The following is a 24,974-nucleotide window of genomic DNA, read 5'->3' on the forward strand; positions in this document are numbered from 1 at the left end:
AGGCCGCGTGCCGGCCTTCCCCGCACCCCGCGTCCGACGGTCGCGAACCCAAGACCCATGAGCGAAGGTGGCTTGCCTGATGGAGAAAGCGCGAGAGGGTACCCGCCGTCGTTGCGCAGGACGCACCCTGCTGGCTCGATGGAGCATGATCTTGCTGCTGCTGACGTTGGCCGCGGCCCCCGCGACCGCGCAGGGCTACTCCTTCAACGTGAGCCCCCTGCTCATCGAGCTGGAGGGGCCGCCGGGGAGCTCCCTGCCGTTCGAGATCAGCATCAGCAACGAGAGCGCCGACCGGACCGGCGAGTTCACCGTCCTCGCCGTGCCTTTGCAGCAAGACCGGGGCGGCAACTATCGGGTGGCCTCCGAGCCCGGCGGGCACTCGGCGGACGGCTGGATCCAGGTTTCACCGGAGGCGTTCACCCTGCCTCCGGGAGGCGGTCAGGTCATTCAGGGCCAGCTCACCTTCCCCCGCAGCTTCCGGGGGGGCGCCTACGCGGGCGTGGTGCTCCGGCTCAAGCCCGAGGAAGGCCCGCGCGAGGGCCCCCAGCAGGTCTTCCGGAACGAGCTGGTCGTCATCGTCGAGGCGGTGGCCGTCACGCCGGGCGTGCGACCGGACCTCTACATCTCCAAGCTGGCGGTCCTCTCCGCGGGCCAGCCGGGCCTCGAGCAGGTGGCCCGCCAGTTCGGTCCCGAGGCGCTTCTCTTCTCCGCTGAGCTGACGAACGAGGGCAACGTGCACGGGTTCGCCCGGGGGCAGCTGAGCCTCTGGGACGCGTCGGGACGGAAGATCCGCGAGATCCCCCTGGGCGCAGGCAGGGGCGCCGTCCTGCCCGGTGCCACGGTGCAGCTCACCTCTGTCCTCCCCACCGGCCTGCCTCCCGGCGAGTACACCCTTCAGGCGGTCGTCTACTACGGCGGGCCGCGTCCGGCCATCACCCGCCAGAGCTTCACCGTGGGCGAGCAGCTGCTGCAGGCCGCTCAGGGGGGACGAGGCGCCCGCATCGCCGTGGAACCCGAGACGGTTTCGTTCGAGCTGGTCCCCGGGGCTGCCCGCTTCGCGGCGCTCCGCATCCGCAACCTGGACCGGGTGCCCGTCACCGTCACCGGGCGCGTCATCTCCTTGGTCTACGACGCAGCGGGGAACCCCAACGTGGAGGACGTCCCCGCCGACGGATCCGCGGCCGGCTGGACCCTCCTCCGGCCCGAGAGCGTCACCCTCGCGCCGGGGCAGACCCGCAGCCTCCAGGTGGGGGTGCGGACCCCGCGCGGGGCGGGGTTGGGTGCCCGCTACGCCCAGGTGCTCCTCACCGCGACCCCCGAGATCGGCAAGGAAGGGTTCGTGGAGACTCAGGTCAACGTCCCGATCTACGCGCTGCTCGGCGAGGAGCTGGCGCCCGCGGGCGAGCTCAGCGCGCTTGCGGTCGAGGCGTCCGAGGACGGGCGCTTCCTGGTGGTGAGCACCGAGTTCTCCAACCACGGCACCGTGCACACCACCCCCAGCGCCCAGGTGCTGATGGAACTGAAGACCCTTCCCGAGCCCGTGGAAGGCGCCGAGTACGTGGGAGACCCGATCTGGGTGGAGACGGCGAAGATCGAGGTCCCACCCGCCGGCACACCGGTACTCCCTGGGGGGACGCGGAACCTGGGAGCCCTCCTGTCCAGACCGGAGACGCCCGGCGAGTACCGGATTCGGGTCACCGTCCGCTATCCGGGCGGAACCCCGCTGGTTCAGGAGCGGCTGGTGACCCTCTCGAACGACGGGGTGGACGCGGCCGCCACGCCGCCTGCCTCGTCACCCGACAGCCCAGGGGAGGCAGGACAACCGTGAGTCATCTGTGGGGCAGGTTCCGGCGTCGAGGTTGCGAGGGCGCCGAGGTCGACGGGGGTGGAACGCTCATGCCACTCGGGCGACGCACGTGGATGGGACCGTGGGCGGTGGCTGGCCTCTGCCTGGCGCTCGGCCTCGGTACCGAGGCTGCGCCGATCCGGGCCCAGGACGCACTGCAGGCGCCGGCACCTGCGCCGCAAGCCTCCAAGGAGGAGGAAGACCCGCAGCCCCTGGTCTCGAACGTCTTCGTGGAGACCTTCATCACCCAGGCCCTCCAGGACATCGGCCTGCAGGCCGGCGTGAACATCCTGGCGGATCCGGGCGTTCAGGGCTTCGTGACCCTGGAGCTGAACGAGGTTCCCTTCGAGAAGGCTCTGCGCCTGATTCTGGCTCCCGGAGGCTTCACGTACGTCAAGCTCGACGAGACCACGTACCTGGTGGGGAAAGCGGACCGCACCAGCCCGGTCTTCCACGCGCTCACCCGGACGCAGCGCGTTCCCCTGAGCTACGTGACCGCGGACCAAGCTCGCCGGCTCCTCTCGGAGTACTACACCAACTACGTCCGCTTCGACGCCGAGACCAACACGGCCCTGATCACGGCCCCGCCGGAGCTCCTGGAGCGCATCGCCTCCGACCTGGCCCGCGTCGACCGGCCGCCGGCCCAGGTGGCCATCGAGGCGGTCGTCACCGAGGTCTCGGAGGAGGGACGGAAGGAGCTGGGCCTCGATTGGACCGTCGAGACACCCGACCGACCGGAAACGTATAGCGCGGGCTTCAGCCAGCTGCAGGGACTGACCCAGCTCATGCTACAGACTCCATACACCAAGCTCATGACCAACCTTCGCCGCCTGGTGAGCGACGGAAAGGCCACGATCCGGGCCAATCCACGGCTCACGGTCCTCGACGGCGGCACGGCGGACATCTTCGTGGGCGAGGACCGCTACTTCAAGATCGTCACCGGCAGCGAGGCCACCCCCTTCACCCGCCTGGAGGCCATCAACGTGGGCGTGAGCCTCAGCATCTCGCCGCGGGTGGCTCAGAACGGCGAGATCACCCTGACCGTCAAGCCCACGGTCAGCGACGTGACAGGCCAGGTGGGCGACGACCTGCCCGTGGTGAGCCGGCGCCAGATCACCACCACCGTTCGGGTCCGGAACGGTGAGACCCTTGCCCTGGGAGGTCTGGTCCAGGAGAGCGAGGAGACGGTGACCAACCGCGTGCCCGTCCTCGGGGACCTGCCGGTCCTGCGCTTCCTCTTTTCGAGCACGAAGGAGCGCCGGGTCTCGTCCGAGGTCGTGGTGCTCATCACGCCCCGGCTGGTCGACATGGGGGGTCACGGATCATGAAGGACGCTCTGATCAAGACGGAATCCAGAGGGCCGGTACGTCGCAGGCTCGCACCAGGTGCCGCACGCCCGAAAGCTGCAGGCCGGCTCGTCCTCGCCGCACTCCTGATCCTCGGGCTCCTGGGGGTGGGGACGGCCGCGGCGGCAGCAGCGGCCTCCCGGCCCGGCGACGTCCCCCCACCCGGCTTTCCCGACGCGACCGGCGCGTCGGGCGAGATCCAGGCCGTCTTCCTCAACCCGGCCGCGGCCGCGGGTCTCCCAGCGGCCTCCGCCAGCTTCTGGGCCGTGGTGGCCAGCCCCAAGCAGCCCGGCAGGCCCCCGGGGTACACCGTGGCCCTTCTGGATCCCGGGGGGCGCCTGGCCGGCGGGTTCGTCGCGACCCTCGCGGGCAGCGAGGCGGTGCAGCCGTTGTCGCTCAGCTACGCCGTCGCAGGGAGACTCGGGCCTGTGGCCCTCGGCCTGCGCCCCGTGTGGACCCGCGTCGAGCTTGCCGAGGGTCTCTGGACCCTTGACGCCGGCATCGCCTGGAGGCTTCGCGCCTGGGCGAGCCTGGGCCTCGCCGGCCTCGACCTGCCCATCGCCGATGGCCCGGGGTCGGATCGACCTCCGGCCAGGGGCCTGGCCGGGCTCACCTTCACCGCGACGCCCCTCACGGGAACGCTCCTGGAGGGAACCCAGTTCTCGCTTGGGCTCTCCGATCCAAACCTGGACGCCCCCGACGACTCCGTGGCCCGGGCGGGCCTGCGCGTGCCCATTGGTCAGCGATTCCGGCTTTCCCTGGGCTACGAGCACGATAAGCGGCCAGGGCTCGCCCCGAGGTGGACCGGGGGTTTCGCCGCTCGCGCGGGATCCCTTCGACTGGATCTGACCTTCCAGACCGACGACGTCTACCGCGCGGGAATCGAAGTGGGCTGGTAGCTCACCCCGGGGAGACGGTAGGAAAGGAGGTGGCAAGCAATTCCATCCATGGGATCCACACCCTCGCGGGAGACCCGGCTGGCCGAGGAACAGGCCCTTCTCCTCCTGGAGCGCGTGATCGACGGCCCGCGGGAGGGCCTGCAAGCACTTTATGCCTTCTTGGTCCAGTACCCGGAGGCGGCGCGGCTGGTGGCCGTGGAAGCGGCGCGCCGGGCTCACGACCTGGCCGGCGAGGTGCGTCTCCTCAAGAGGTTCCGGTAAAGGCCGTCCGAACCGCCGATCGCTCCGGTGCCCCCGAAAGGGGGTACCGGGGCGTCGTCGCGTGCCGTGGGCGGTAAGGAACCCCCGGGCCGGTTGCAGGAAACCGACGCCGTTCCTAGAAACTCGTGGATGTCTGCTGGGGAGCATCGGGTGGCCGTGCCGGTACGGTCTCTTGCGCCGACCCTGCATCCTGCGCACCGGATCTCTGTTGGCCCATATCCTTTCTCTGCCGCGAAAACCTCGTGCCCCATTCGTTTCCCACAGCGGACGCCGCTCCCGCGGCGAGCCGAGCCCGACGAACACGGATTGCGAGGTCGCCAGAGGAGGAATGCATCTGTGGGCGTGCGGACCGCTCCTTTGCCCGTCATCCGGTTTCAGGACGTCTTCAGGGACCATGGAAACCCCGAGCGTACCTATGTCCTCGGCCGTGTCATGCTCTACGCGGCCCACGAGGTCAAGACGGCCCTCACCGTCATCGACCTCATCCTCGACGCCGTCAGGCGCCAGGCAGCCAGCGGGCACGCGCCGGATCCGTCCGACGTGGAGATCGCTCAGGCGGCGCTCCGCCGCGCCGGTGCCCTGCTCGAGGAGATCCTCGCCTACGGCAGCGGCCGGACCCTGCGCCGCGCCCGTCTCGACCTGGCCGAAGTGGTCCGGTCGGTTGCGGACATGCTCCGCGTGGTGGCTCGGGGGAACGCCGAAACGGGTCACCCCGTGCAGATCGTTGAGCGATCCGCCGGCCCCGGCCCCGTGATCCAGGGGGATCGCGCCCTTCTAGAGGCTTCCCTGGTGAACCTGAGCTTCAACAGCCTCCAGGCGCTCGGGACCCGAGGCGGTACCGTCTGGTTGGAGGTCACGTGCGACGCGGGTGTCGCGGAGGTTCGGATCCGGGACACCGGTCCAGGCCTGGGCGACCTCGCACCCGAGGAGGTCTTCCGCCCCTACCGGAGCAGCCGGGAGGGCGGGACGGGACTGGGCCTTTCCATCGCCCGAGCCGGCATCGAGGCCCACGGGGGCACCCTGACCCTTCGAAACGTCGCGGAGGGTGGAGCCGAGGCCGTCCTGCGGCTCCCTCTCTCCGGGGCGGATCGGAACCCCTGACGCCCTGCCCGCGTCTCCCACCCCGGCCCTCGGACCGCACCCCTGTTCGTCGTCCTCCAGGACAGTGGCCCTGTTGACCAGCCCGTTCCCCACAGGACAATGGCAGCTTTCCGGGCGCGTCCGGTACACTGAGCCCGGGAAACGGATGTCCAGGCCGCCGGCTCCGGGTGCAGCCGAACTCCCCGTGGCGCCTGGGCTTCGGGTGAGGTGCGCCATGGCATCGACGGAGTCCCGGGGACACGAAGTGGCCATTCTGCTGGTAGACGACGACCCTCTTTCGCGCGGGGCCCTTCGCCGGCTGATCGGCCTGGTGGAGGGGGTCGTCGTGGCAGGCGAGGCGGCGGGTCCCGAGGAGGCCCGCGAGGGGGTCCGCCGGTTCCACCCGGACGCGGTGTTGATGGACGTCCACATGGGTCACGTGAACGGCTTTCAGGTCACGCGCGACCTGGTGCGCGAGCACCCTGGGCTGCGCGTGCTGGTGGTCAGCGTCCTCCCCGAGAACCCCTACGCGGTGGAAGCCTTCCGGGCGGGTGCTTCGGGCTTCCTCCGAAAAGAGGATGCCCCCCGCCGCTTGGCCGAGGCCATTCGGACCGTGGTGCAGGGAGAAACCTACCTCTCGCCGGCCGTGGCTCCCGAGCTGGTGCGGGAGCTCGTGCGGTCGAGGGCCTCGGGACTGGACTTCCCATCCCTGACACCCCGGGAGCAGGAGATCCTGGAGCTGCTGGCCCAAGGGCTGAGCAACAAGGAGATCGCCGCAGTCCTGCATTCCACGGTGCGCACCGTGAAAGCCCACGTCTCCCACGTCCTGGAGAAGCTCAACGTGGACGATCGCACCCAGGCAGCCGTGCTGGCCCTCCGCTTGGGACTGGTGCGCTCACAGGATGCCCCTTACCGCGAGCCCCGCTCCGCCCCGAATGAGGGGCGGTGAGGCGCGACGGCAGCGGTCCGGTGCCTACCGGTCCGGCCCGCTCGCCCCGGCCGCGGAGAAGACGTGCCCGAAGGCCATGTAGGTCACCATGGAGGAACCGCGCCGGTCCCTCCGAAGCAAACGGGGATGAGCCGACCGCCCGCCGGAGAAACCGCCTCAGAGACCGCGTTCCGTCGCGTTGCCGTCCTTCTCCTGCTCCTCGCGCTCGTCGTCGCACCCCCGAGCGCGTCGGCCCAGTCTCTCCGCATCTCGGGCGACGCCACCTGGAGCCTGTCGGCAGGCTTCAGTGATCCGGAGGGCCTGGATGGGACGGACTACTCCCTGGGGGTGCCGGAGATCTCCCAGCGGCTCCGGCTGAAGCTCTCGGGCGAGGTCGTGGCCGGGCTCGCCATCGAGGCGGACCTGGACAACCTCCAGTCGGACAACCTCCAGCTCCTCTCCCTCACCTTCACCCGGGACGATTGGACCGCCCGCTTCGGCGACTTCCGCTTCCAGCCCGAGAACCCGTCCACCGCCTCGTCGCTGAGCCTCAAGGGCGTGGCGGCTGAGGGACCGCTGGGACCGGCCACCGTGGGCCTCACCTTCGCCCGGGCCCAGGGGATCCCGGCCGTGAAGGAGTTCACCGGCCAGAGCGGCTCCGACACCGTCCGGTACCTTCGGGACGGGCCCTACGCCCCCACCCGGGTGGGAGGCCACCTGGAAGCGAGCCTGGAGGGGGCGTTCTTCTTCGACCTTGGCCTACCTTTTGACCCGGACTTCGTGGATGCCTTCATCGTCTGGGTGGACGGTGAGCCTGAAGGGGGCCGTTCCCTTGCAGACGTCCTCACCGCCAACGACCTCGGGGATCTGGCGCGACCGAAGGAGGGCACCCCACCGCTTGGAGTGCTCGAGGCGGGACAGGCCGTGCTCTTGGACCGTGGCGCCTACCTCACGCCCCCCGCGGGCCAAGATCTCCTCATCCTGGCCCGCGAGCCCAGGCAGATCCTCCGGGACCAGCTTCAGGAGCTGATCCGGCTCTACAACCACATCAACGACCTCGAGGGCGACCAGCGCCTGACCTACCCCTACTCGCCCGGGACCGCGAGCGACGAGGCCATGCTGGAGGAGATCTACCGGTACGACACGCAGGTCGCGGTGGGCTCCGGCTCGCCTGACAGCACCCCGCAGGACTTCGACCTGGGCCAGAGGCGACGTTACTACGACCTCGGCCACCGCGAGCTCGACCCGGAGTCGGTGAAGGTGACGGTGGTCAAGGCGGGCCAGCGCCTGGATCCCGCTGCCGTCGGGCTCGACGTGGCGATCCACTACGACGAGGGGATCCTGGAGCTGCCCGGTGGCCCGGCCAGCATCCTGGACGAACTCAACGCCATCGAAGTCTCCTACCGCTACCGGGTGGAGTCCAACATCTACACCCTGGGGCTCTCCCTCGCCGTCGACAGCGAGCGGGTCTTCCTCAACGGGAGGCGCCTCGCGCGCAACGTGGACTACACCATCGACTACGAGGCGGGCATCCTCATCGTTCTGGTACCTGTCGGTCCGGAGGACACGCTCCGGGTGGAGTACGAGACCTTCCGGGGAGGCCTGGGCGGGGGCGGTGATTACCAGCGGAACTTCTACGGCGGCCGGGTGGGCTTCGAGATGCGGCCGGGCTGGACCCTGGGCCTGGACCTGCTCCGGGGCGCCGACGTGCCGGTACCCGCGGAAGATGCCGCCACCCTGGGGACCATGCCCAACACCCAGACGGTGGCGGGGCTGCGGAGCCGTTTCCTCAACGACCTGTGGGACGTGGACCTGCAGGTCGCTCGGAGCCACGACCAGTTCCCCTTCGACGACAACCAGAAGCCCCACCAGCCCAACCAGGTCACGGCGCTGGCCGGGTCGGACCCGTCGGGGACGACTCCGTTCCTGGCCGCGGGCCATCAGAACGGGCTCAGCGTGCTGGCGTCGGACACCGGCACCGAATGGCATCACTACGGCATCGGCCAGGGGCCCGCAGGCGTACCCGTCCACGGCATCGCCGTGGCCGAGGGCTGGTGGTTCCTCGCCACGGGGGGCGGGCTCACGGCGGTCGACGTCACAGAGGGTCTCCCAGCCGCTCTCGACTCCGTAGCCAACTGGCAACGCTACTACGAGAACGACGGCCTTCCCTCCAACGACGTCCGCGCCGTGGCCATCGACAACGAGACCGTCTGGGTGGGGACCGCCGACGGCCTCGTCTCCGCCCCGCGCGACAGCTTTCCCGGAACCAAGGACGACCCCGTACCATGGACCGCCCACGACCCTGGCGTGGGCCCCGAGATCACGGCCATCGCCGTCGACCCCGGCGGCGCCGTCTACGTGGCGGGGGCTGGCGGGCTCGCGCGGGCGCCCGAGGGCAACGCCTTCGAGACCCTCCGTTCCGGCGAGCGGTTTGAGAGCATCGCTGTGCCGCCCGGGGGATCCGGGTTGCCCGTCTACGCCGGCGGGCCGGAGGGTCTCTACTACCTCCCTCAAGCAGGAGGCGGCGACCTTCTCCGCGTCCCAGACGTCTCCGGGACCCGCGCGCTGGCCTACTGGGGGAGCAACCTCTGGATCGCCACCGACGACGGGCTCTACGTTGTTCAGGATCCCGAAGCCAACCCTCGCCAGGCGACGCCCGCAGGCCTTGAGGGGACACCCCTGACCTCTATCGGCATCGGTCCGAACCCGGACGACCCGCCGACGCAAGCCCTCTGGATCGGCACGGGCCGTCAGCCCGGCGGGGACACCGCCTTCTGGACCGTAACGGCCCCGGCGGACCCGCCCCCGAGTCCCATCACCTTCGACGAGGCCTCCATCGACCCCGAAGACCAGTACCGCTACCAGGACCTCGCCGCCAGCGAGCACACGGCGGAAGGGTGGAAAGGCAGCCTGGCCGTGGCCCGCCGCTTCGACTGGGGTCGCCTCTACCTGAATGCCCTCCGGCAGGAGGCGGACTTCCTCCCTCTGGGCTCCACGGAGCGGCAGGATCTCTTCGCCTGGGAGGCGGGCGCCCGGTGGGACGCCTCGGACCGGCTGAGCCTGGCCCTCAGCCACCGCCAGGAGGACCGTACTCCCATGCCCCGGCCCGCCGGCGACGAGGCAGGCGGGTCGACGCCGGAGACCCCCTACCGGCTCTGGACGGAGCGGGCCTCCCTCACCTGGCGGCTGGGCCCCGAGCTGGAGCTAGCCTACCAGACCACCCGCCGGGACGACCTGGACGCCCCGGGCGACGACAGCCAGGAGGACCGGTACTCTGCCACGGTACGAGAGGGGTTTCTCGACGACCGGCTCACCCTGGGCGCGGGACTCGAGCAGGTGGTCTTGCGGCACTGGACGGACCCCGCGCAGAGCTACCGGGCTCAGAACCTCCTGGGCGAGCTGGACGCCCGTTTCTGGGAGAGCCTCACGCTGCGGGTCCGGTACCGCCGCCCGCTACGGGTGAAGGGACCCGAGGAGCGGCCGGCACAGCTCTCGGAGACCGTGAGCTACGGCCTCGCCTGGAACGGGGGCGTTGGGCCCGTCCGCCTGCGGGCCTCCTACGACGACGAGCGCTCCCAGGACCAGGTGCCCCAGGCTCGCGGCGTGCATACCCAGCGGGCCAGCACCCGCGCGGACACCTCTCCCTTCCGGGCGGGGCCCTTCGCCCTCACCCCCAACCTCTTCGCCTCCTGGCGGGACCTGTCGGGCTGGTACCTGTTGGACCAGGTGCGGACCGAGGCCGGCGGGGGGATGGACGTGGGCTGGTCCGCCCTTCGGCTGGGAAGCACCGTGAGCACGGCCCGAACCGACTACAGCAAGACGGGAAAGCGCGACGATGAGCTCCGCTACGGCCTCACTGCCCGCTGGGAGGCCTGGCCCCAGCTCACCCCCAGCCTCGAGTGGAGGCGCACCGATCGGGTGGCGAGCCTACCCGGAGTGCAGCCCCAGTCCTCCAAGGAGGGCCGGGCTCGGGCGATCCTCCAGTGGCGGCCGCTGTCGGGGCTCTCCGCCACCACCTCCGTCACCCGCACGGACCGGGAGGACCGAACAGGCAAGAGCTACCGGAGCGGCCTCGAAAACCGCGTGAGCTACGCCCTCTCCGCCACCACCTCGCTGGGGGGGCTGGTGGAGCTCGCGCAGGGGACAGCCACGGACCTGAGCGTGCTTCCGGACCAGGCGCCGCCCCTGGAGCAGCACGTCAAGGTGGAGCTCTCAGGGGACCATCGCTTCAGCGAAAGGTGGAGCGCGGAGGTTCTGGCCGGCGGCGTATGGGGCGAGAAGGACCAGGACCCCTTCACCTCCTACTACACCCGGCTCTCCGCCCGGCTCACCTTCTGACGGCCCCGCCTGCCCTTCTACGCCCACCCTTTCCCGCATAAGCGTGAAGGGGCCGGTGCGCCCGCGAGGCGCTCGACACCGGTTCGCACAGCTCGGCGGTGCCCGCGTCGGGCGGTGCGCCCTGCGAACCGATGCGCCCGACAGCAGGCGCGTCCCTGCGGGGAATCTCCACCGGGAAAGGCGGCGAAGCGATGGCGTCGGGGCTGATCGTGCTCGTCTCCAGGCGGCGGGCCTGGGGGATTGCGGCGGCGGTCGTGGTGGCTGCAGCCGTCGCCGGCTGGCGGCTGGGGTGGTGGCCCGGCACGGCCGGAGCCACGGCGATCTACATCTACGACCCAGCAGGCTTTACGGCCGACGAGCGGTTGCAGGGCTCGTGCTGGACGGGCTCGCTGGCCGCGCCGCGAGAGGGCGCCTTTCGCTGCGCCTCGGGGAACGCGATCTTCGATCCCTGCTTTGCGATGGACGGTGCGGTCGCTTGCCCCCGGGGGAACCCGGCCGAGAACCGGGGTGTCCTCCTGGAGCTGACCGAGCCCCTCCCCCAGCCGCCCGACGCCTGGACGAACCCCCCGGACCCCGCCCACCCATCGCCCTGGTTCGTGCGCCTGGCCGGGGGCGGCGAGTGCGGCGTCCTCACGGGAACCCGCCCGCCCGAGTACCCGCTGGGGTGCACGCTCCCGGATAGGCCCCAGGGCGTCTCCTGCAGCATGCCGGCGCCTCTGGCGGGCAACCCCCGTCTCTACGCGAGCCTCTGCGGCGTGTGGAACCCCTCGGAGCAGCGCCTGGAAGGCCCGGAAGTCCACCCGGTCGCGGAGATGTGGCTCTAGGGGCGACGTCGCGGCACCCGTGGACGGGAGGCACGGGGACGCACGTCCGAAACGAGTCACTTCCCCGCCTTCCTCGATGGTCATCGAAGAAGCACCAGGAATCGCTGGGGTTCGAAGCGAACGGGTGACCAGAGTCGCAGCCGTGGCGCGGGCCTCAGAGCCACGCCCGTCGGCCTCGCATCGCGGAGGGATCGCCGTGGAGATTCCGGCACTGGACGTGAGGGATCAGGTGGCGCTGGTGACGGGGGCTGCCAGGGGCATCGGGCGGAGCCTGGCCGTGGGGCTGGCCCACTACGGTGCGGACGTCGCGGTGGCGGACCTACCCGGCTCGATGGCGGAGGCTGAGGAGGTCGCGGCGGAGGTGCGGTCCCTCGGCCGGCGCTCCGTGGCCGTGCCCGTGGATGTGAGGGACCTGGGACGGATCGACGGGATGGTGGCCCAGACCGTGGCTGCCCTGGGCCGTATCGACATCCTGGTGAACAACGCCGGAGTCCAGGTGGCCAAGCCCGCGCTGGAGGTGACCGAAGCCGACTGGGACGCGGTTCTGGACGTAGACCTGAAGGGCGTCTTCTTCTGCTCGCAGCGGGTGGGTCGGGTCATGAAGGAGCAGGGCCGGGGGAGCATCGTGAGCATCGCGAGCCAGAACGGCGTCATCGGGTACTACAACCGGGCAGCATACTGCTCGGCCAAGGCTGGCGTCGTCAATCTTACCCGCGTCCTGGCGCTGGAGTGGGCCCCTTACGGGATCCGGGTGAACGCGGTGGGCCCCACCTTCGTCCGTACCGCTCTCGGGGAACAGACCCTCTCGAACCCCGAGTTCCGGCGCGACATCCTGTCCAGGATCCCGTTGGGGAGGGTGGCAGAACCCGAGGAGATCATCGGCGCGGTGGTCTTCCTCGCCTCACCGGCCGCGTCCATGGTGACAGGGCAGACGCTCCTCGTGGACGGCGGCTGGACCGCGCAGTAGTGGACACGACGAGATAGCATCCCGACGCGAGGAGCAGCACCTCACGGAAGCCGAGGCTCATCGCAGCGACGATCGCGGCGACCGACCCAAAGACAGAGCTGGCCCCGTTCACGCCCCACATCCACGGCACCTGCCACCCCGCGCCCCTCTCGCCGAGCCGCCGGACACCCAGGGGAAACGGAAAGCCCATGGCGAATCCGAGCGGCATCACGAGACCCGCCGAGGCGAGGATCCGTACAGGAAGGCTGTAGCTCAGAAGGTGGTCCACCATCGCGGGCAGGGCGAGCGCGAAGACCAGTACCCCCAGGGCGACGGAGAGAGTCGCACCGGCTACCGTGGGCTCGATCTTGCCGGGGGCTACCCGCGCGCTCAGCAAGCTCCCGCCGCCGGCTCCTACCAGGAGAGAGAAGAGAAGGACGGCCAGAGCGAGCGTCGGCTTCCCGATAAGGAGCGTGAATTGCTGGGAGAGGGCGATCTCGACCAGCATGAACCCTATCCCGATCATCGCGAAGAGGAGGACGGTCCGTACTTCCACACGTGCGTGGTCCGTGCTGCCCGGTTCGACCGCACCAGCCGCGAATCCCTTTCGCATCAGCAGGGGCAGCAGGGCGATGGTCACGAGGAGCACGAGAGAGAAACCGAAGACAGCCAGCACCTGCTTGGGCAGTCCGGTCTCGAGTTTGAAGAAGAACGGGCGGTCGTCCGTCACCGGAGAGATGTCGTACCCCATGGCGGAGACCATCGCCTCCAGGTCGCGAAGCTGGAGACCGCCTCGGGCGAGTGCGAGGAGGATCTGATTCAGGTCGGTTGCGCCTTCGAGATAGGGAAAGTAGGACGACCGGGGCGAGTACCCGAACCGGTGCATGGCACGGTACATCGTCGCCGAAGTGTCCGGGTCGAACGCTGAGTTTCTCAGCACGAACACCGGAAAGGGGAACGATCCCAGGACGTAGACCTGCTTCATGGACTCAGGGACGGTACGCCCGCGGTCTTCCAGCGCAACCAGCGAGATGACCAGGGCCCTCAGGATCTCCGCTTCGTCATGAGCCACTACGACCAGCTGGCCCTCCTCTGTGAGCGCTTCCAGGTAATCCCTCACGGAGTCCGTCGTCAGCAGGAAGTTCTCCGTGAGCGCATACCCCTCGGGACTGCGGCTCGTGTTGGTGACGGGGAGGGAGAGCATGATCACGTCGTACTTCTCAGGCGTCCGTTTGAGGAAGTGCCTCCCCTCCTGCACGATCACCTCCACACCCCCCGTGCCGGTGTAGATGCCGCCGTTGTACCACTCATAGCTGCGCACCAGGTCCACGAGATCCGGGTTGACTTCCACCGCCGTGATGCGCTGGATTCCTGCCATCCTCGCAAGGAGGACGTCCCGGCCCCCGCCCGGACCGATGATGAGAGCGTTCCTTCGCTGCTCACCCAGGAAGAAGAACGGGAAATAGCCTGGGAACTCCAGCCTGAGGGATGCGACCGCCTCGTCGGGTTCCGTGGTCTCCCCGTTGAATCGGTACATGGGAGTCCCTGCGGTGCCGTCAAGGTAAAGGTCCATGTAACCCGTGTCCTCGCGATATCGCACGACGTCGGTGCGCCCGAACGAACTCCACCTCGTCTCGACGATCTCGCCGCCCAACGGCCCGTGAAGCGCATCGTGGATCTCCTTCTCAGGGTTGGTCCCCATGGAGATGGCCGGCCGATACGCTCCGGAGGCGCTCACTCCAAGAAGGACCGCCACGACGAGAGCCAGCACCGCGGACGCTACCGTCGCTCCCGCCGGCCTGGACGCCGATCGAACGGCAAAGAGCAGGGCCGCCACCGAGGCCATGAGCGCAGCGAGGAAGGCAGCTCCCACCGGACCGAGGGCATCGAGGGCGAGAATCGCGCCCACGCTGCCAGCAGCCGATCCGACCAGATCGGCTGCGTAGAGACGAGCACTGGCACGTGGGAACGAGCGAAAGATCTGCGCCATGAGGGCACCACCGACGAGGAACGGCAAGCTGAGGAGGACGAAGTAAGAGACGGGTGGCACCCGGGAAGGATCCACGCGGGCGATCCCTGTGACGAGGAAGACGGAGCCAGCGGTGAAGAGCGAAAGGAGGAATGCCAGAGACGTCGGCGATGCCACCTCGAGGTGTCCGCCGGACCGCCGGGCCCCGAGAAAGTGGGTCAGGATGCCTCCCGCGCCTAGACCCAACAGCGAGAGGGAGATGACCGCGAAGACGTAGTGATAGGACAAGACGACCGAAAGCAGCCGGGTCAGACTGATCTGCAGGAGAAGCAGGCTGCAGGAGGTAAGGAAGACGCCGACCACCAGGCTCCGCTGCGGGTGCTCAGCCGTGGGGCGCCGTTTCGAGAGGTCACTGGTGGGGTGCGTTCCACCGCCCGGCGTCTTCTTCACCCCTCAGTCCATGACGACGATGGCGCGTCCGACGATCTCGCCTCGGTCGAGAGCTCTGTACGCTTCGTCCGCGTCACGAAGGCTGTACCGGCGGGTGATGGGTTGAGAGACGCTGATCTGGCCTCGTTCCACCAGCCGCAGAATCTCCGGAACGTCGGTCCGGACCCGGGCGCCGTACGATCCGCTCAACTGGATGCCGCGACGGACGAGTCGGGTGATCTCGATGGGCGCAGCGGTCGAACCGGATCCGATGCCGATGACGACGGTCCGTCCTCCGTCACGGGTCATCATGAAGGCGTTCACCACGGTCTCGGGCCGGCCCAGTGCCTCGATGGCCACGTCCGCTCCCCGTCCGGCGGTCAGTTCCATGACGCGTGCCACCGGGTCGGTCTGAGCTGCGTTGACCACCTGCGTAGCCCCCAGCGAACGAGCCGCTCGGAGCTTGTCGTCTCGTATGTCGACAGCGATGACTTCCGTGGCTCCGAACGCCCGTGCGATCTGAATGACGTTCGACCCGACGCCACCGGTTCCGATCACCGCGACGGTCTCACCGGGTGCCACGCGCGCCTGGTTCTTCACGGCTCCGTAGGCGGTCATGATCGCGCATCCCAGGATGGAAGCGTCCTCCAGCGGCAGGTTGGTGGGAGCCGGGAAGACGTCGGTCGCCGGTACCACTGCGTACTCGGCGAGCCCGCCCATGCTGTACATCGCCAGGGGCGTACCGTCTCTGCGGAAGAGCCGCGTGGTGTCATCGTAGAGCACGCCGCGTAGCCGATTCTTTTCGAAGAAGTTCTCACACAGGTCGTCACGACCGCGCGCGCAATAGTGGCAGTGGCCGCAGGGCATGATGAAGGAGGAGATCACCCGATCACCTACCTGGATCCCCTCGACGTCGTCGCCGATCTCCGCCACGACTCCTGAAATCTCGTGTCCTAGCACCGCGGGCAGCGGAAACTTGACCTCACCTTTCAGGACGTGGAGGTCGGTGTGACAGACGCCGCACGCCGCCACGTCGACAAGGACCTCCCCGCGCCGGGGTTTGGGGTCGGCTATCTCTTCCAGGACCAGGCTGCCGCCGACCTCTGAGAGTACGGCTGCCTCCATCGACGTCCTCCCCTTTCACGTCCCGAGTATCCTTGCGTTTCCTCCCCGACGTCTGCCTCAACCACGAGCGATCAGGCTCGGGAGCCAGGCTGCAATCGCTGGGAACATAGCCACAACGATGACTCCCAGCACCTGCAATGCCACGAACGGGAACACCCCTCGATAGATGTCGGCAAGCCTGACACCTGGCGGGACCGTGCCTTTCAAGTAGAAGAGCGCGTACCCGACCGGAGGCGTGAGGAACGAGGCCTGCAGGTTGATCGCCATCATGATGACGAACCAGACCGGGTCGAAACCCAACGACGCGGAGATGGGCAGGAAGATGGGGAAGGTGATGAGGATGATGCCGATCCAGTCGACCAGAAAGCCGAGGAGAAGCACGATCGCCATCATCGCTACGAAGACGCCCCATCGCCCGAGGAAGTCGAAGCTCGTGACGAGATTGGTGACGACGGCTCCGCCTCCTGCCCTCAAGAAGACTGCCGTGAAGAGCGATGCGCCTATGATCACCCCGATGACCATGGCGCTCGTCCGCGTGGCGCGCCATATGGCGTCGGCCAGCGCTCGCCAGCTGAACTGTCGATAGGCCACCATCAGCACGAACGCCAGGGCCGCGCCGACGGCAGACGCCTCGGTCGGCGTCGCCACGCCCAGCCAGATCGATCCCAGGACGCCGAAGATCAGGACCAGAGGAGGGATGAGGTTCACCAGCAGCATCCGGACGAGTTGCCCTCCGGAGACCGAATCCCTTTCCTCGGCTGACAGTGGGGGACCAAACTTCGGCTTGATGTGCGTCAAGATCGCCACGTATCCGAAGTAGAGGAGACCCAGCAGCAGACCCGGCCCCAATGCGCCGGCGAACAGCCTTCCGACCGAGATGCCGGACTGGTCGGCCATCAGCACGAGCATGATGCTCGGTGGAATGAGGATGCCCAACGTACCCCCGGCTGCGACGGCTCCTGTGGCGAGCCGTTTGTCGTAGCCGCGATTCAGCATGGCGGGCATGGCCATGAGCGACATGCTGACCACCGTTGCGCCCATGATACCGGTCGTGGCCGCGAAGATCACCGAAAGCACGACGACCGCCAGGCCGATGGATCCCGGCATACCTCCAAACACGTGCATCAGCGCCTGAAAGAGCCCCTCGGCTATGCCTGCCCTTTCAAGGAGCGTTGCCATCAGAATGAAGAGCGGAATGGCGACGTAGATCTCGTTGGTGACGATGTCGTACGTCCTGCCTATGAGGATGGGCCACATCCGCCCCATGCCCCCGAGGTACCCGAAGAGCACTGCCAAGCCGCCCAGCACGAAGGCGACGGGGTGACCCATGAGCAAGCCGATGATCAGGGCCAGGAACATCAAGGCTATGAACAGTTCAGGTGACATGGTCATGGATGTCTATTACCGCCTTCCCTTGGCAAGGAGAACCGCGTTCCTGAGGATCTCCCCGAATGCTTGCAGGGCCAGCAGACCCGCGCCGAGCGGCACGAGCGTCTTGGCCAGATAGACCGGGGAGTTGAAGGCTGACGGGGCTCTCTCGAGGACCGCCCACGATCGCTGCGCGTAGGCATACCCCTGGGTCAGAAGCACATAGAGCAAGGGGCCCAGGAAGAGCAGGATCGTGACGATCTCAAGGATCGCTCGGGCCCTGCCCGACACTCGCTCTGTGATGAAATCCACGTTCACGTGCTCCTTGTGGAACAAGGTGTACCCGAGGGCGAGCATGACGTTGGCGGCAAGCACGTACCCGGTCACCTCGAGGGTCCAGATCGTGGGCCTCCCGAGAAACCTACGCATGACCACCTCGTAGATGGATAGCCCCGCCATGCCGACGATGGTCCAGCTGAAGACCTTTCCTGTCCACTCCGTGAACGTGTCGATGGCCTTGATGAGGTGCGTGATCAGCTCGAGCCCGTTGGAACGCGTGAGGATCTCCCCCTTTTTGGCCCCCCGGAGGCGTCACCAACCTCCGGGGGGGCTCGACGGGTTCCGGTAACGCAGCCTACGGCATGACGGGGTTCCCGGTGTAGGGCATGGAGGGCGTCCAGAACTCCTGCGCCTTGTTGCGAGCCCTTACCCTTTCCCGGAGTGTCATGACGTCGTCGTAGACACCGTGCTGCTGGGCAATCGCTCGGAGTTCCTCGTAGAGCTTTTCCAGTGTGGGCGGGGTACGACCGAACATGTACGGCTGCTGCGAGTCACGCCAAAGCTGGACGTCCTTCAGGAATTGAACCATCGAGAAGGCAACCTTGGCATGATCCCGATTGGCACGGGCATCCGCGATAAGGAGCCTGTCGGCGATGGCCTGGAGCTCTGCGATGGCGTCGTCCTCGAGCCGGGTGATGGTTGTGCCTGCTTCGAGGAACTTGTCGGTGTACTCGCCGGAGCTGTACTCGAAGAACGTCCACGACCACATCATGGTGGCCATGGCGGCCTGCTTGAGGATGAACTTGGCGCGGTCGGGCAGTCGATCATACGACTGCTTGTTGATCATGATCCCTGAGACCGGGCCGGGCTGGTGCCATCCGGGCTGGACGTTGTACTTGGTGACCTCCTGCAGGCCCATGCTCCAGTCGACCTCGGGAACGGAGAACTCCGCCCCATCAAGGACGCCTCGTTGCAGCGAGAGGTAGATCTCGGCGCCGGGGGTGAAGACGGGTGCCGCGCCGAGTTGCTCGAGGATTCGGGCCTGGTTTCGCCCGCATTGGCGCATCTTGATTCCGGCATAGTCCTGAAGCCTGCGGATAGGAACGTTCGTGCGCTGGCCGGATTCGGGGCTGGTCACCGAGTGCGGGAGCCACACCATTCCGTACTTGCCGTACATCTCTTGCGCCAGTTCGAAACCGCCGGCCTGCCAGTACCATACCATGTAGTCTCCCGGGGTGAAGATCATGGGGACCGACGTGAAGAGGGCGAAGACGGTGTTCTTCCCCTCCCAGTAACTGGGCCAGTCGCTGCCCAGGTCGAGCGCCCCCGTACTCACGGCGTCGAACAGCTCGTCCGAGGTGGTGACGAGTGTGCCTCCGTCGAAGTAGTCGACGTGGACAACCCCATCGGCGAGGACGTTAACCAGGTCTGCGAAGTACTTGTCCGGCCGCCATAGGGTGATCGAAGGCGCCCAGATGCTCTGCATGGTCAACCGAGCCGGTCGCTGCGCGCTGGCCGCTTCAGAAGGCGCTGCCGTGACAACGGCAAGGAACGCAACGAACACCATCGCGATGGACAGCTTCCTCATGATCTTCGACACCTCCCCACTCGATTCATGGTTTGTCAGATCTTCCACCTTCGTCTCTCCTAACAGCGCCACGCTCCCCGGGTGCCTTCCGCCGACTTCATGTCTCTCTCCCGATCACACCCCTTCGACGGACTCCTGGGAGTGTACAGGTCTCACCAGCGGCTTATGACGACCTTGGTCTCGGTATAGAAGCGCACCGCGTCCTTGCCTGTGGCGTGCAGGTCCCCATAGAAGGAGGCCTTCCAGCCGGAGAAGGGAAGCCACGCCATCGGGGCAGCGACGCCGATGTTGACCCCCAGCATCCCAGCCCCGGCCAGATAGCGGAACTCCCGGGCGGCTGAGCCGCTACGGGTGAAGATGCTCGCAGCGTTTCCGTACTGGGACCGGTTGAGAATCTGTAGGGCTTCGTGCAGATCCGCCACCCGTATTACGGACAAGACGGGCCCGAAGATCTCCTCCCGGGCAATCACCATGCCCGGGTCCACGTGGTCGAAGATGGACGGTCCGAGATAGAAGCCGGTGGAGGGCCCCGTGATTCGCTTGTGGCTCCGACCATCCACCACCAGATGGGCACCCTCAGCCTGCCCCTTCTCGATGTATTGGAGAATCCGCTGCTTGTGCTCTGGCCGAATGACGGGTCCCATCTGGACATCCGCCTTCGAACCGTCGCCTACGACGAGATTCGCCGCCTCCTTGGAGAGACGCTCGACGAGAGGATCCGCCACCTCACCCACCGCGAGGACGACGCTCGCTGCCAGGCACCGCTCGCCAGCGTTGCCGAAAGCTGAGGCGAGGATGGCGTCCACGGTCCTGTCCAGGTCGGCATCGGGCATGACGATCAGGTGGTTCTTGGCACCCGACATCGCCTGGACGCGCTTTCCCTCCCGGGAGGCCTTTTCGTAGACGTACTTCGCCACCGGCTGCGAGCCGACGAACGAAACCGCCTTCACCGCCGGCGCCTCCATGAGTTGCTCGGCCACTTCTTGCGCGCCGAAGACCACGTTCAAGACTCCCGGCGGCAGCCCGGCCTGCTCCAGCAGCTCGACCAGCCGCACGGCAGCCAGCGGCGTACGCTCCGAGGGTTTCAAGATGAACGTGTTCCCGCAGGCCAGCGCGATCGGGAACATCCAGAGTGGGATCATGACAGGGAAGTTGAACGGGCAGAGGCCAGCCACCACTCCGATGGGCGCCCGAACCATCTCGTTGTCGATTCCCGGCGTCACGTCCTCGCTGAACTCGCCCAGAAGCAGGGTGGGAGCGCCGGTGGCAAACTCGACGACCTCGATCCCCCTGCGCACCTCGCCTCGTGCCTCGGCAAGCGTCTTACCGTTCTCCAAGGTGACGATCCGGGCCAGCTCCTCGAGATGGTCTTCCAGGAGCGCCTTGTAGCGAAAGAGCACCCTCGCCCGTTCAATGGCCGGTGTGGCCCGCCAAGCGTGGAACGCCTCGGCCGCCGCCGCCACCGCCTCGGACACTTCTTCGGATGTGCTGTAGGGCACCCGACCCAACAGCTCGCCGGTGGCCGGGTTGGGAATCTCGCGCACCTCTTCACTCCGGGACTCTCGCCATCTTCCACCTATGAACACCTTCAGCTTCGCTTCACTCGCACTCTGCAGCTCCATCGCCGCCATCGCTCTCCCCCTCCCTCGGGAAGCCTACTCAAGCAACCGCCGCCAGCGCCGAGTCGATGCCGGACACGCCTTCGTCGAGTTCTGCCTCGCTCGCTGTCAGTGGCGGGGCGACGTAGAGCAGGTTCCACCGGCCGTAGACGTAGACGTCTCGCGCCGCCAGCTGGCCTAACAGCTCTTTCATCCGACCAGGCCCCTTGGTGTTCCACGGGACCCACGGCTCCCGGGTCTTGCGATCCGCCACCAGCTCGATGCCCCAGAACATCCCCTTACCTCGGACGTCGCCCACCACGGGATGTCTCTCAGCGAGGCGTCCCAGCTTCTCTCTCATCGCAACCTCCATCCGCGCTGCCCGCTCGACAAGCCCCTGTTCCTCGTAGACCTCCAGGTTCGCTAGACCGGCTGCGCAGGCAAGGGGGTGGCCCGAGTACGTGAGCCCGCCCCAGAAGACGTGCTCGTCGAAGTACCGGGCGATGGGCTGGGACATCATCACACCGCCGAGGGGCACGTAACCCGACGTGACACCTTTGGCGAAGGTGATCATGTCGGGTACGACGTCCCAGTGCTCAGCAGCGAACCACCGGCCCGTTCGGCCAAATCCGGTCATCACCTCATCAAGGACCATGAGGATCCCGTGACGGGTGCAAACCTCCCGGACACCCCGCAGGTACCCGTCGGGCGGGACGATCAACCCACCGGATCCGATCACCGGCTCCAGAAAGATGGCAGCGACGTTCTCCGGGCCTTCATAGAGGAGCACGTCCTCGAGGTGTTTCAACGCCGCCTCTGTCTCCTGTTCCGGCGGCACCCCGAAAGGGCTCCGATACGGGTAGGGGGTGAAGAAGTGGACCACCCCGGAGATTCCCGGCTCCACCGCCAGCCGCCGCTGGTCCCCGCTGAGGGTCATGGCACCTAAGGTAGCTCCGTGGTAAGAGCGGTACGACGCCAGCACCTTGTGGCGGCCCGTGTAAAGGCGGGCTATCTTGATCGCGTTCTCATTCGCCTCTGCCCCGCCTGAGGTAAAGAGCGTCTTGACCAGAGCCCCGCGAGGAGAGACCCTGCTGAGGGCATCGGCCAGCTGGGCTCGGACATCCGTGGCAAAGTTCGGTGTGACGTACGTGACCCTTCCCGCCTGACGCCGGATCGCCTCGACGACCTTCGGGTGGTTGTGACCGACGTTCACGCAAATCAAACCGGACGAGAAGTCCAGGATCCGCCGCCCATCCGGTGTGTAGAGGTAACTGCCCTCCGCGTGGTCGATGACGGTGTGCTTGAGACCGGCCTGGGCGGCCCACGAGACGAGCACTCGGTGTCGGGTCAGTTCGGCGATCTCTACCTCTCGACCGGGTAGCGCTTCGACCTGTGACATCCGAAGGTTCCCCTTTCGCTGCCTTCCCGTACCTTTTCGTTCTTTTTTGTGCCATCTGTTCCTTCCTTCGCCGTCGTGACACTCTGCCACCTTCTTCGTTGACACGGTGTCCCTATCCCAGCAGGGCGTCCATCCCGACTCGTCATCGACCGCTCCGCGCGTCGAGATGTCCTGATTGCCATCCGGTGTGCTGGGGACCGGAACGGGAGCATGGGGGAAGGAGCTCCAGATCGAGCCGGAGATCTTCCGAAGAGATGGGTCGAGACGGCCTCGAGAGCATCGAGGAAGAGAGGTCCGGCTCCATCCTGGGGAGAGATGGTCGCCAGCTGGCGACGGACCTACGCGGAGATGACCGAACGAGGGGTCACGTCATCAGCCTCAGGACGTCTTGCGCACGTAAGGCGAGGAGCAGCGCCGTCCGGTGGTCCGGACGCTGGAAGCCTGCACCCAGGAGCTCCTCCAAGCGCCGCATGCGTCGATAGAGGCTCTGGCGGCGCAGGTAGAGGCGGCGCGCCGCGGCTGAGACGTTCAGGTTCTCCTCCAGGAGAATCTCCAGGGTCCGCAACAAGGTGCGTCGCGTCTCCGGCGGCAGGGCCAGGATGGGGCCCAACTCGTCCGCGACCAGGCGTTCGATCTCAGGTCGCGGCGTGTTCAGGAGGAACCTATAGAGACTGATCTCCTCAAAGAACGCACTCTCCGGCGGAAACCCGGATCGAGTCTGGAAGTGCAGCGTGGTGAGGGCCTCGTCGTAAGCCGTCGCCAGTCCCTGCAGGCTCCTGCGCGCCCGGCCGATCCCGGCTCCAATCCTGAGTCCCGCGAACTTGCTCCTCGCTTCGGATCGAAGCCATTGAACCACAGCTCGGAACGCGTCCAGGAGACGGTCCGGCTGCTTGCTCGTCAGGATGACCTTCACCAGCTCGCCTCGAATCGAAGCGGCCACCAACCAGGCTCCCGCGGCGGGAGCAGACGTGCCGGAAGGGACGTGAAAGGAGCTCTGGAGCATTTGGACGAGCATTCGCTGGCAGGAGGCCACCTCTTCGACCGCCTGCTCGTTGGCAGGACCCGCGTGGGTGATTTCGACCACGAAGACCGCAAACCATTCGCCCACGGCCGCCCCACCGAGCCGTAGCCGCTCCCGCAACAGCGGCTCGTCGACCTGTCCTGCCAGCAGGTCTTCAGCCAGCTCGCCCTTCACGGCGTGCAGCAACTCTTGCCGCTGCCGGCGGCGGAGCAGCTCGCATCCAACGACCAAGGCGACCCGCTGCGCCAGGACTCTGTCGTGCTCGGGGTCCGTCTCTGTACCGAGCCAGATCGTCGCCCTGACCTGACCCGCGACGAAGACCGGAACCCCTACGAATGTCCCCCGGTCTCTGGTCTCCACCATCCGATCATCGCCCGGGCTCGACGCAAGGAGCTCGTCAGGGATTCCTCTCTCTGGCTCGCCCGGTGGGAGGTAGATCCGGCGATCGGCCGTCACCACGTAGACGGGACGCCCCAGCTGGGAGGAGACCAGCCGGAGCATGCTTGAAATCCCACCCTCCTGCAAGAAGAGGCGCATCAGGTCCTCGGTCAGCCGATCTGCCTTCCTCAAGGGTCCATACCGGCGGTCGTAGATGAGGCGGCTGACCTCTTCCGTGATGGTACTGAACTTGACCTCGTGGCGAAAGACGATGAGGGGGAACCCAATGGCGTCGCTCACGCTCACCACCGGTTCCGGGGCCGAGGGAAGCCATTGAACCAGCTCGATCCCCACGCCGGCGGCGCCCGCCTGTGCGAGGGAACGAACGTACTCAGCCTGCTGTTGGGCGGACAGATCGCGAAGTTGCATGCCGGTGGTGAGCAGCAACTCGCCCCCGTTGAGCAGGCGTCCAATGTCCAACAGTTCGGAAACATGGATCCAGCGGACCTGGCGGTCGAGCCCGCTCACGCCAGCCAGGACCTCTGCGGTGGCCAACGACGGGAGCCCTAGGATATCCCGGACCGAGACTCCATACACTCTGCTCACTCCCGGGCCGACTGCCTCAGGCGTCACCTCGATCACCACGGCAAGCTCCTCAGAAACCAGACAGCCATGCTGAGGTAGGCCCATCCCCGGCCATCGCTGCCGCTACGTTAGCACGGCGCGCTCCGGGTCGTCAACCTCCGGCGCGCCAAGCTCCGTAGCCTGCCACCGCCTACCGGTCGCTGGATCGCTTCGGCCCACGTCTCTGCCGACAGCCGACGCACGGGACGCGCCGGGCAGACCGCTGGCCTATCGACCTACCTGAGGGAGCTCAGGAGCCGGCCTCCATCAGGGGCCCTGGGTTCACCACCCGGACCGAGAAGAGCCAGAACCGACGGGAGCGCTCGTCGCCTCGCAGGGTCACCTCGGCGGTGACCCTGCCGCCGAAGAGGGAGAGATCCAGGGGCTCCACGGAGTAGACGTCCACCTGCCGGCCCACCCAGGACGCCAGGGGGTCCAGGTCGTAGCCTGGAGCCGGGCGGCTCTCAAGGATCCTCAACCGCAGACGGTAGAGGGGCCGCTCGGGCTCTATCCCCTCCGCCGAGGCCCAGAGCACCTCGAACGCTTCGACCTCAGCTTCCACCGCACCCCGGTTCGGGGCCGCCGGCACTCCCTGTCCGGGAGCGGAGCCCAGCGGTCCCCACGTGACCACGGCGACGGTCGCGACGGCAAGCACGACAGTCACGACGAGGCCCTCTCTCCGACGCCACACCCGTGCGGCCACATCCCTCACCCCCACCCGTTCTGCT

18 protein-coding genes are annotated in these 24,974 nt (G+C 67.5%); 9 read left to right on the plus strand and 9 right to left on the minus strand.

Annotated features, from left to right (window positions below; genetic code table 11):
• Window positions 1-79 precede the first annotated feature (79 nt).
• The 9 genes from LIP_RS13390 to LIP_RS13430 all read left to right on the plus strand — a co-directional run bounded on the left by LIP_RS13390 (window position 80) and on the right by LIP_RS13430 (window position 12,489).
• Window positions 80-1,828 carry a COG1361 family protein gene (locus LIP_RS13390; protein ID WP_068139384.1) on the plus strand — a complete coding sequence of 583 codons (1,749 nt, stop codon included), beginning with the start codon at window positions 80-82 and terminating at the stop codon, window positions 1,826-1,828.
• 68 nt (window positions 1,829-1,896) lie between these two features.
• Complete coding sequence (locus tag LIP_RS13395) at window positions 1,897-3,174, plus strand: secretin N-terminal domain-containing protein (protein ID WP_082726334.1); 1,278 nt, start codon at window positions 1,897-1,899, stop codon at window positions 3,172-3,174.
• On the plus strand, window positions 3,171-4,091 hold the full coding sequence (locus LIP_RS13400; RefSeq protein ID WP_068139390.1) for a hypothetical protein: 921 nt from the start codon (window positions 3,171-3,173) through the stop codon (window positions 4,089-4,091). Before LIP_RS13395 ends, LIP_RS13400 begins: the two co-directional genes overlap by 4 nt.
• A 48-nt stretch (window positions 4,092-4,139) precedes the next feature.
• Complete coding sequence (locus LIP_RS13405) at window positions 4,140-4,352, plus strand: hypothetical protein (protein WP_068139394.1); 213 nt, start codon at window positions 4,140-4,142, stop codon at window positions 4,350-4,352.
• Between the two features lie 336 nt (window positions 4,353-4,688).
• Window positions 4,689-5,453 carry a sensor histidine kinase gene (locus LIP_RS13410; protein ID WP_068139398.1) on the plus strand — a complete coding sequence of 255 codons (765 nt, stop codon included), beginning with the start codon at window positions 4,689-4,691 and terminating at the stop codon, window positions 5,451-5,453.
• Window positions 5,454-5,667: 214 nt separating this feature from the next.
• On the plus strand, window positions 5,668-6,381 hold the full coding sequence (locus tag LIP_RS13415; RefSeq protein WP_068139401.1) for a response regulator: 714 nt from the start codon (window positions 5,668-5,670) through the stop codon (window positions 6,379-6,381).
• Between the two features lie 126 nt (window positions 6,382-6,507).
• Window positions 6,508-10,698 carry a TonB-dependent receptor gene (locus LIP_RS13420; protein ID WP_068139404.1) on the plus strand — a complete coding sequence of 1,397 codons (4,191 nt, stop codon included), beginning with the start codon at window positions 6,508-6,510 and terminating at the stop codon, window positions 10,696-10,698.
• A 191-nt stretch (window positions 10,699-10,889) separates the two neighbouring features.
• Window positions 10,890-11,522: a hypothetical protein gene (locus LIP_RS13425; RefSeq protein WP_068139408.1), complete on the plus strand. Its 633-nt coding sequence runs from the start codon at window positions 10,890-10,892 to the stop codon at window positions 11,520-11,522.
• 196 nt (window positions 11,523-11,718) lie between these two features.
• Window positions 11,719-12,489 (plus strand): SDR family NAD(P)-dependent oxidoreductase, encoded by a 771-nt coding sequence (locus LIP_RS13430; RefSeq protein ID WP_198409552.1) that lies wholly within the window; start codon window positions 11,719-11,721, stop codon window positions 12,487-12,489.
• Here LIP_RS13430 and LIP_RS13435 read toward each other — a convergent pair.
• From LIP_RS13435 to LIP_RS13475, 9 genes are all read right to left on the minus strand, one after another.
• The gene (locus LIP_RS13435; RefSeq protein WP_144440502.1) at window positions 12,398-14,800 is read right to left on the minus strand and encodes a polyamine aminopropyltransferase; all 2,403 of its coding nucleotides are present in this window, start codon (window positions 14,798-14,800) and stop codon (window positions 12,398-12,400) included. The two genes, LIP_RS13430 and LIP_RS13435, sit on opposite strands and share 92 nt — an antisense overlap.
• Before the next feature lie 90 nt (window positions 14,801-14,890).
• Complete coding sequence (locus LIP_RS13440) at window positions 14,891-15,991, minus strand: zinc-binding dehydrogenase (RefSeq protein WP_068139415.1); 1,101 nt, start codon at window positions 15,989-15,991, stop codon at window positions 14,891-14,893.
• Window positions 15,992-16,048: 57 nt separating this feature from the next.
• On the minus strand, window positions 16,049-17,383 hold the full coding sequence (locus tag LIP_RS13445) for a TRAP transporter large permease (RefSeq protein ID WP_068139419.1): 1,335 nt from the start codon (window positions 17,381-17,383) through the stop codon (window positions 16,049-16,051).
• A gap of 9 nt (window positions 17,384-17,392) precedes the next feature.
• Window positions 17,393-17,818 carry a TRAP transporter small permease subunit gene (locus LIP_RS13450; RefSeq protein WP_068139422.1) on the minus strand — a complete coding sequence of 142 codons (426 nt, stop codon included), beginning with the start codon at window positions 17,816-17,818 and terminating at the stop codon, window positions 17,393-17,395.
• Window positions 17,819-17,993: 175 nt separating this feature from the next.
• Window positions 17,994-19,274, minus strand: coding sequence for a TRAP transporter substrate-binding protein (locus tag LIP_RS13455; protein WP_068139425.1), 1,281 nt, complete (start codon window positions 19,272-19,274; stop codon window positions 17,994-17,996).
• Between the two features lie 104 nt (window positions 19,275-19,378).
• Window positions 19,379-20,857 (minus strand): CoA-acylating methylmalonate-semialdehyde dehydrogenase, encoded by a 1,479-nt coding sequence (locus tag LIP_RS13460; RefSeq protein ID WP_198409553.1) that lies wholly within the window; start codon window positions 20,855-20,857, stop codon window positions 19,379-19,381.
• Between the two features lie 28 nt (window positions 20,858-20,885).
• A complete protein-coding gene (locus tag LIP_RS13465) occupies window positions 20,886-22,223 on the minus strand; it encodes an aminotransferase class III-fold pyridoxal phosphate-dependent enzyme (protein WP_068139428.1) in 1,338 nt (445 codons plus the stop codon).
• A gap of 364 nt (window positions 22,224-22,587) precedes the next feature.
• Window positions 22,588-24,312 carry a PucR family transcriptional regulator gene (locus LIP_RS13470; protein WP_082726338.1) on the minus strand — a complete coding sequence of 575 codons (1,725 nt, stop codon included), beginning with the start codon at window positions 24,310-24,312 and terminating at the stop codon, window positions 22,588-22,590.
• Window positions 24,313-24,496: 184 nt separating this feature from the next.
• Complete coding sequence (locus tag LIP_RS13475; RefSeq protein WP_068139434.1) at window positions 24,497-24,910, minus strand: hypothetical protein; 414 nt, start codon at window positions 24,908-24,910, stop codon at window positions 24,497-24,499.
• Window positions 24,911-24,974: the final 64 nt, after the last annotated feature.

The sequence above is a fragment of the Limnochorda pilosa genome (assembly GCF_001544015.1).
Lineage (GTDB): Bacteria > Bacillota > Limnochordia > Limnochordales > Limnochordaceae > Limnochorda > Limnochorda pilosa.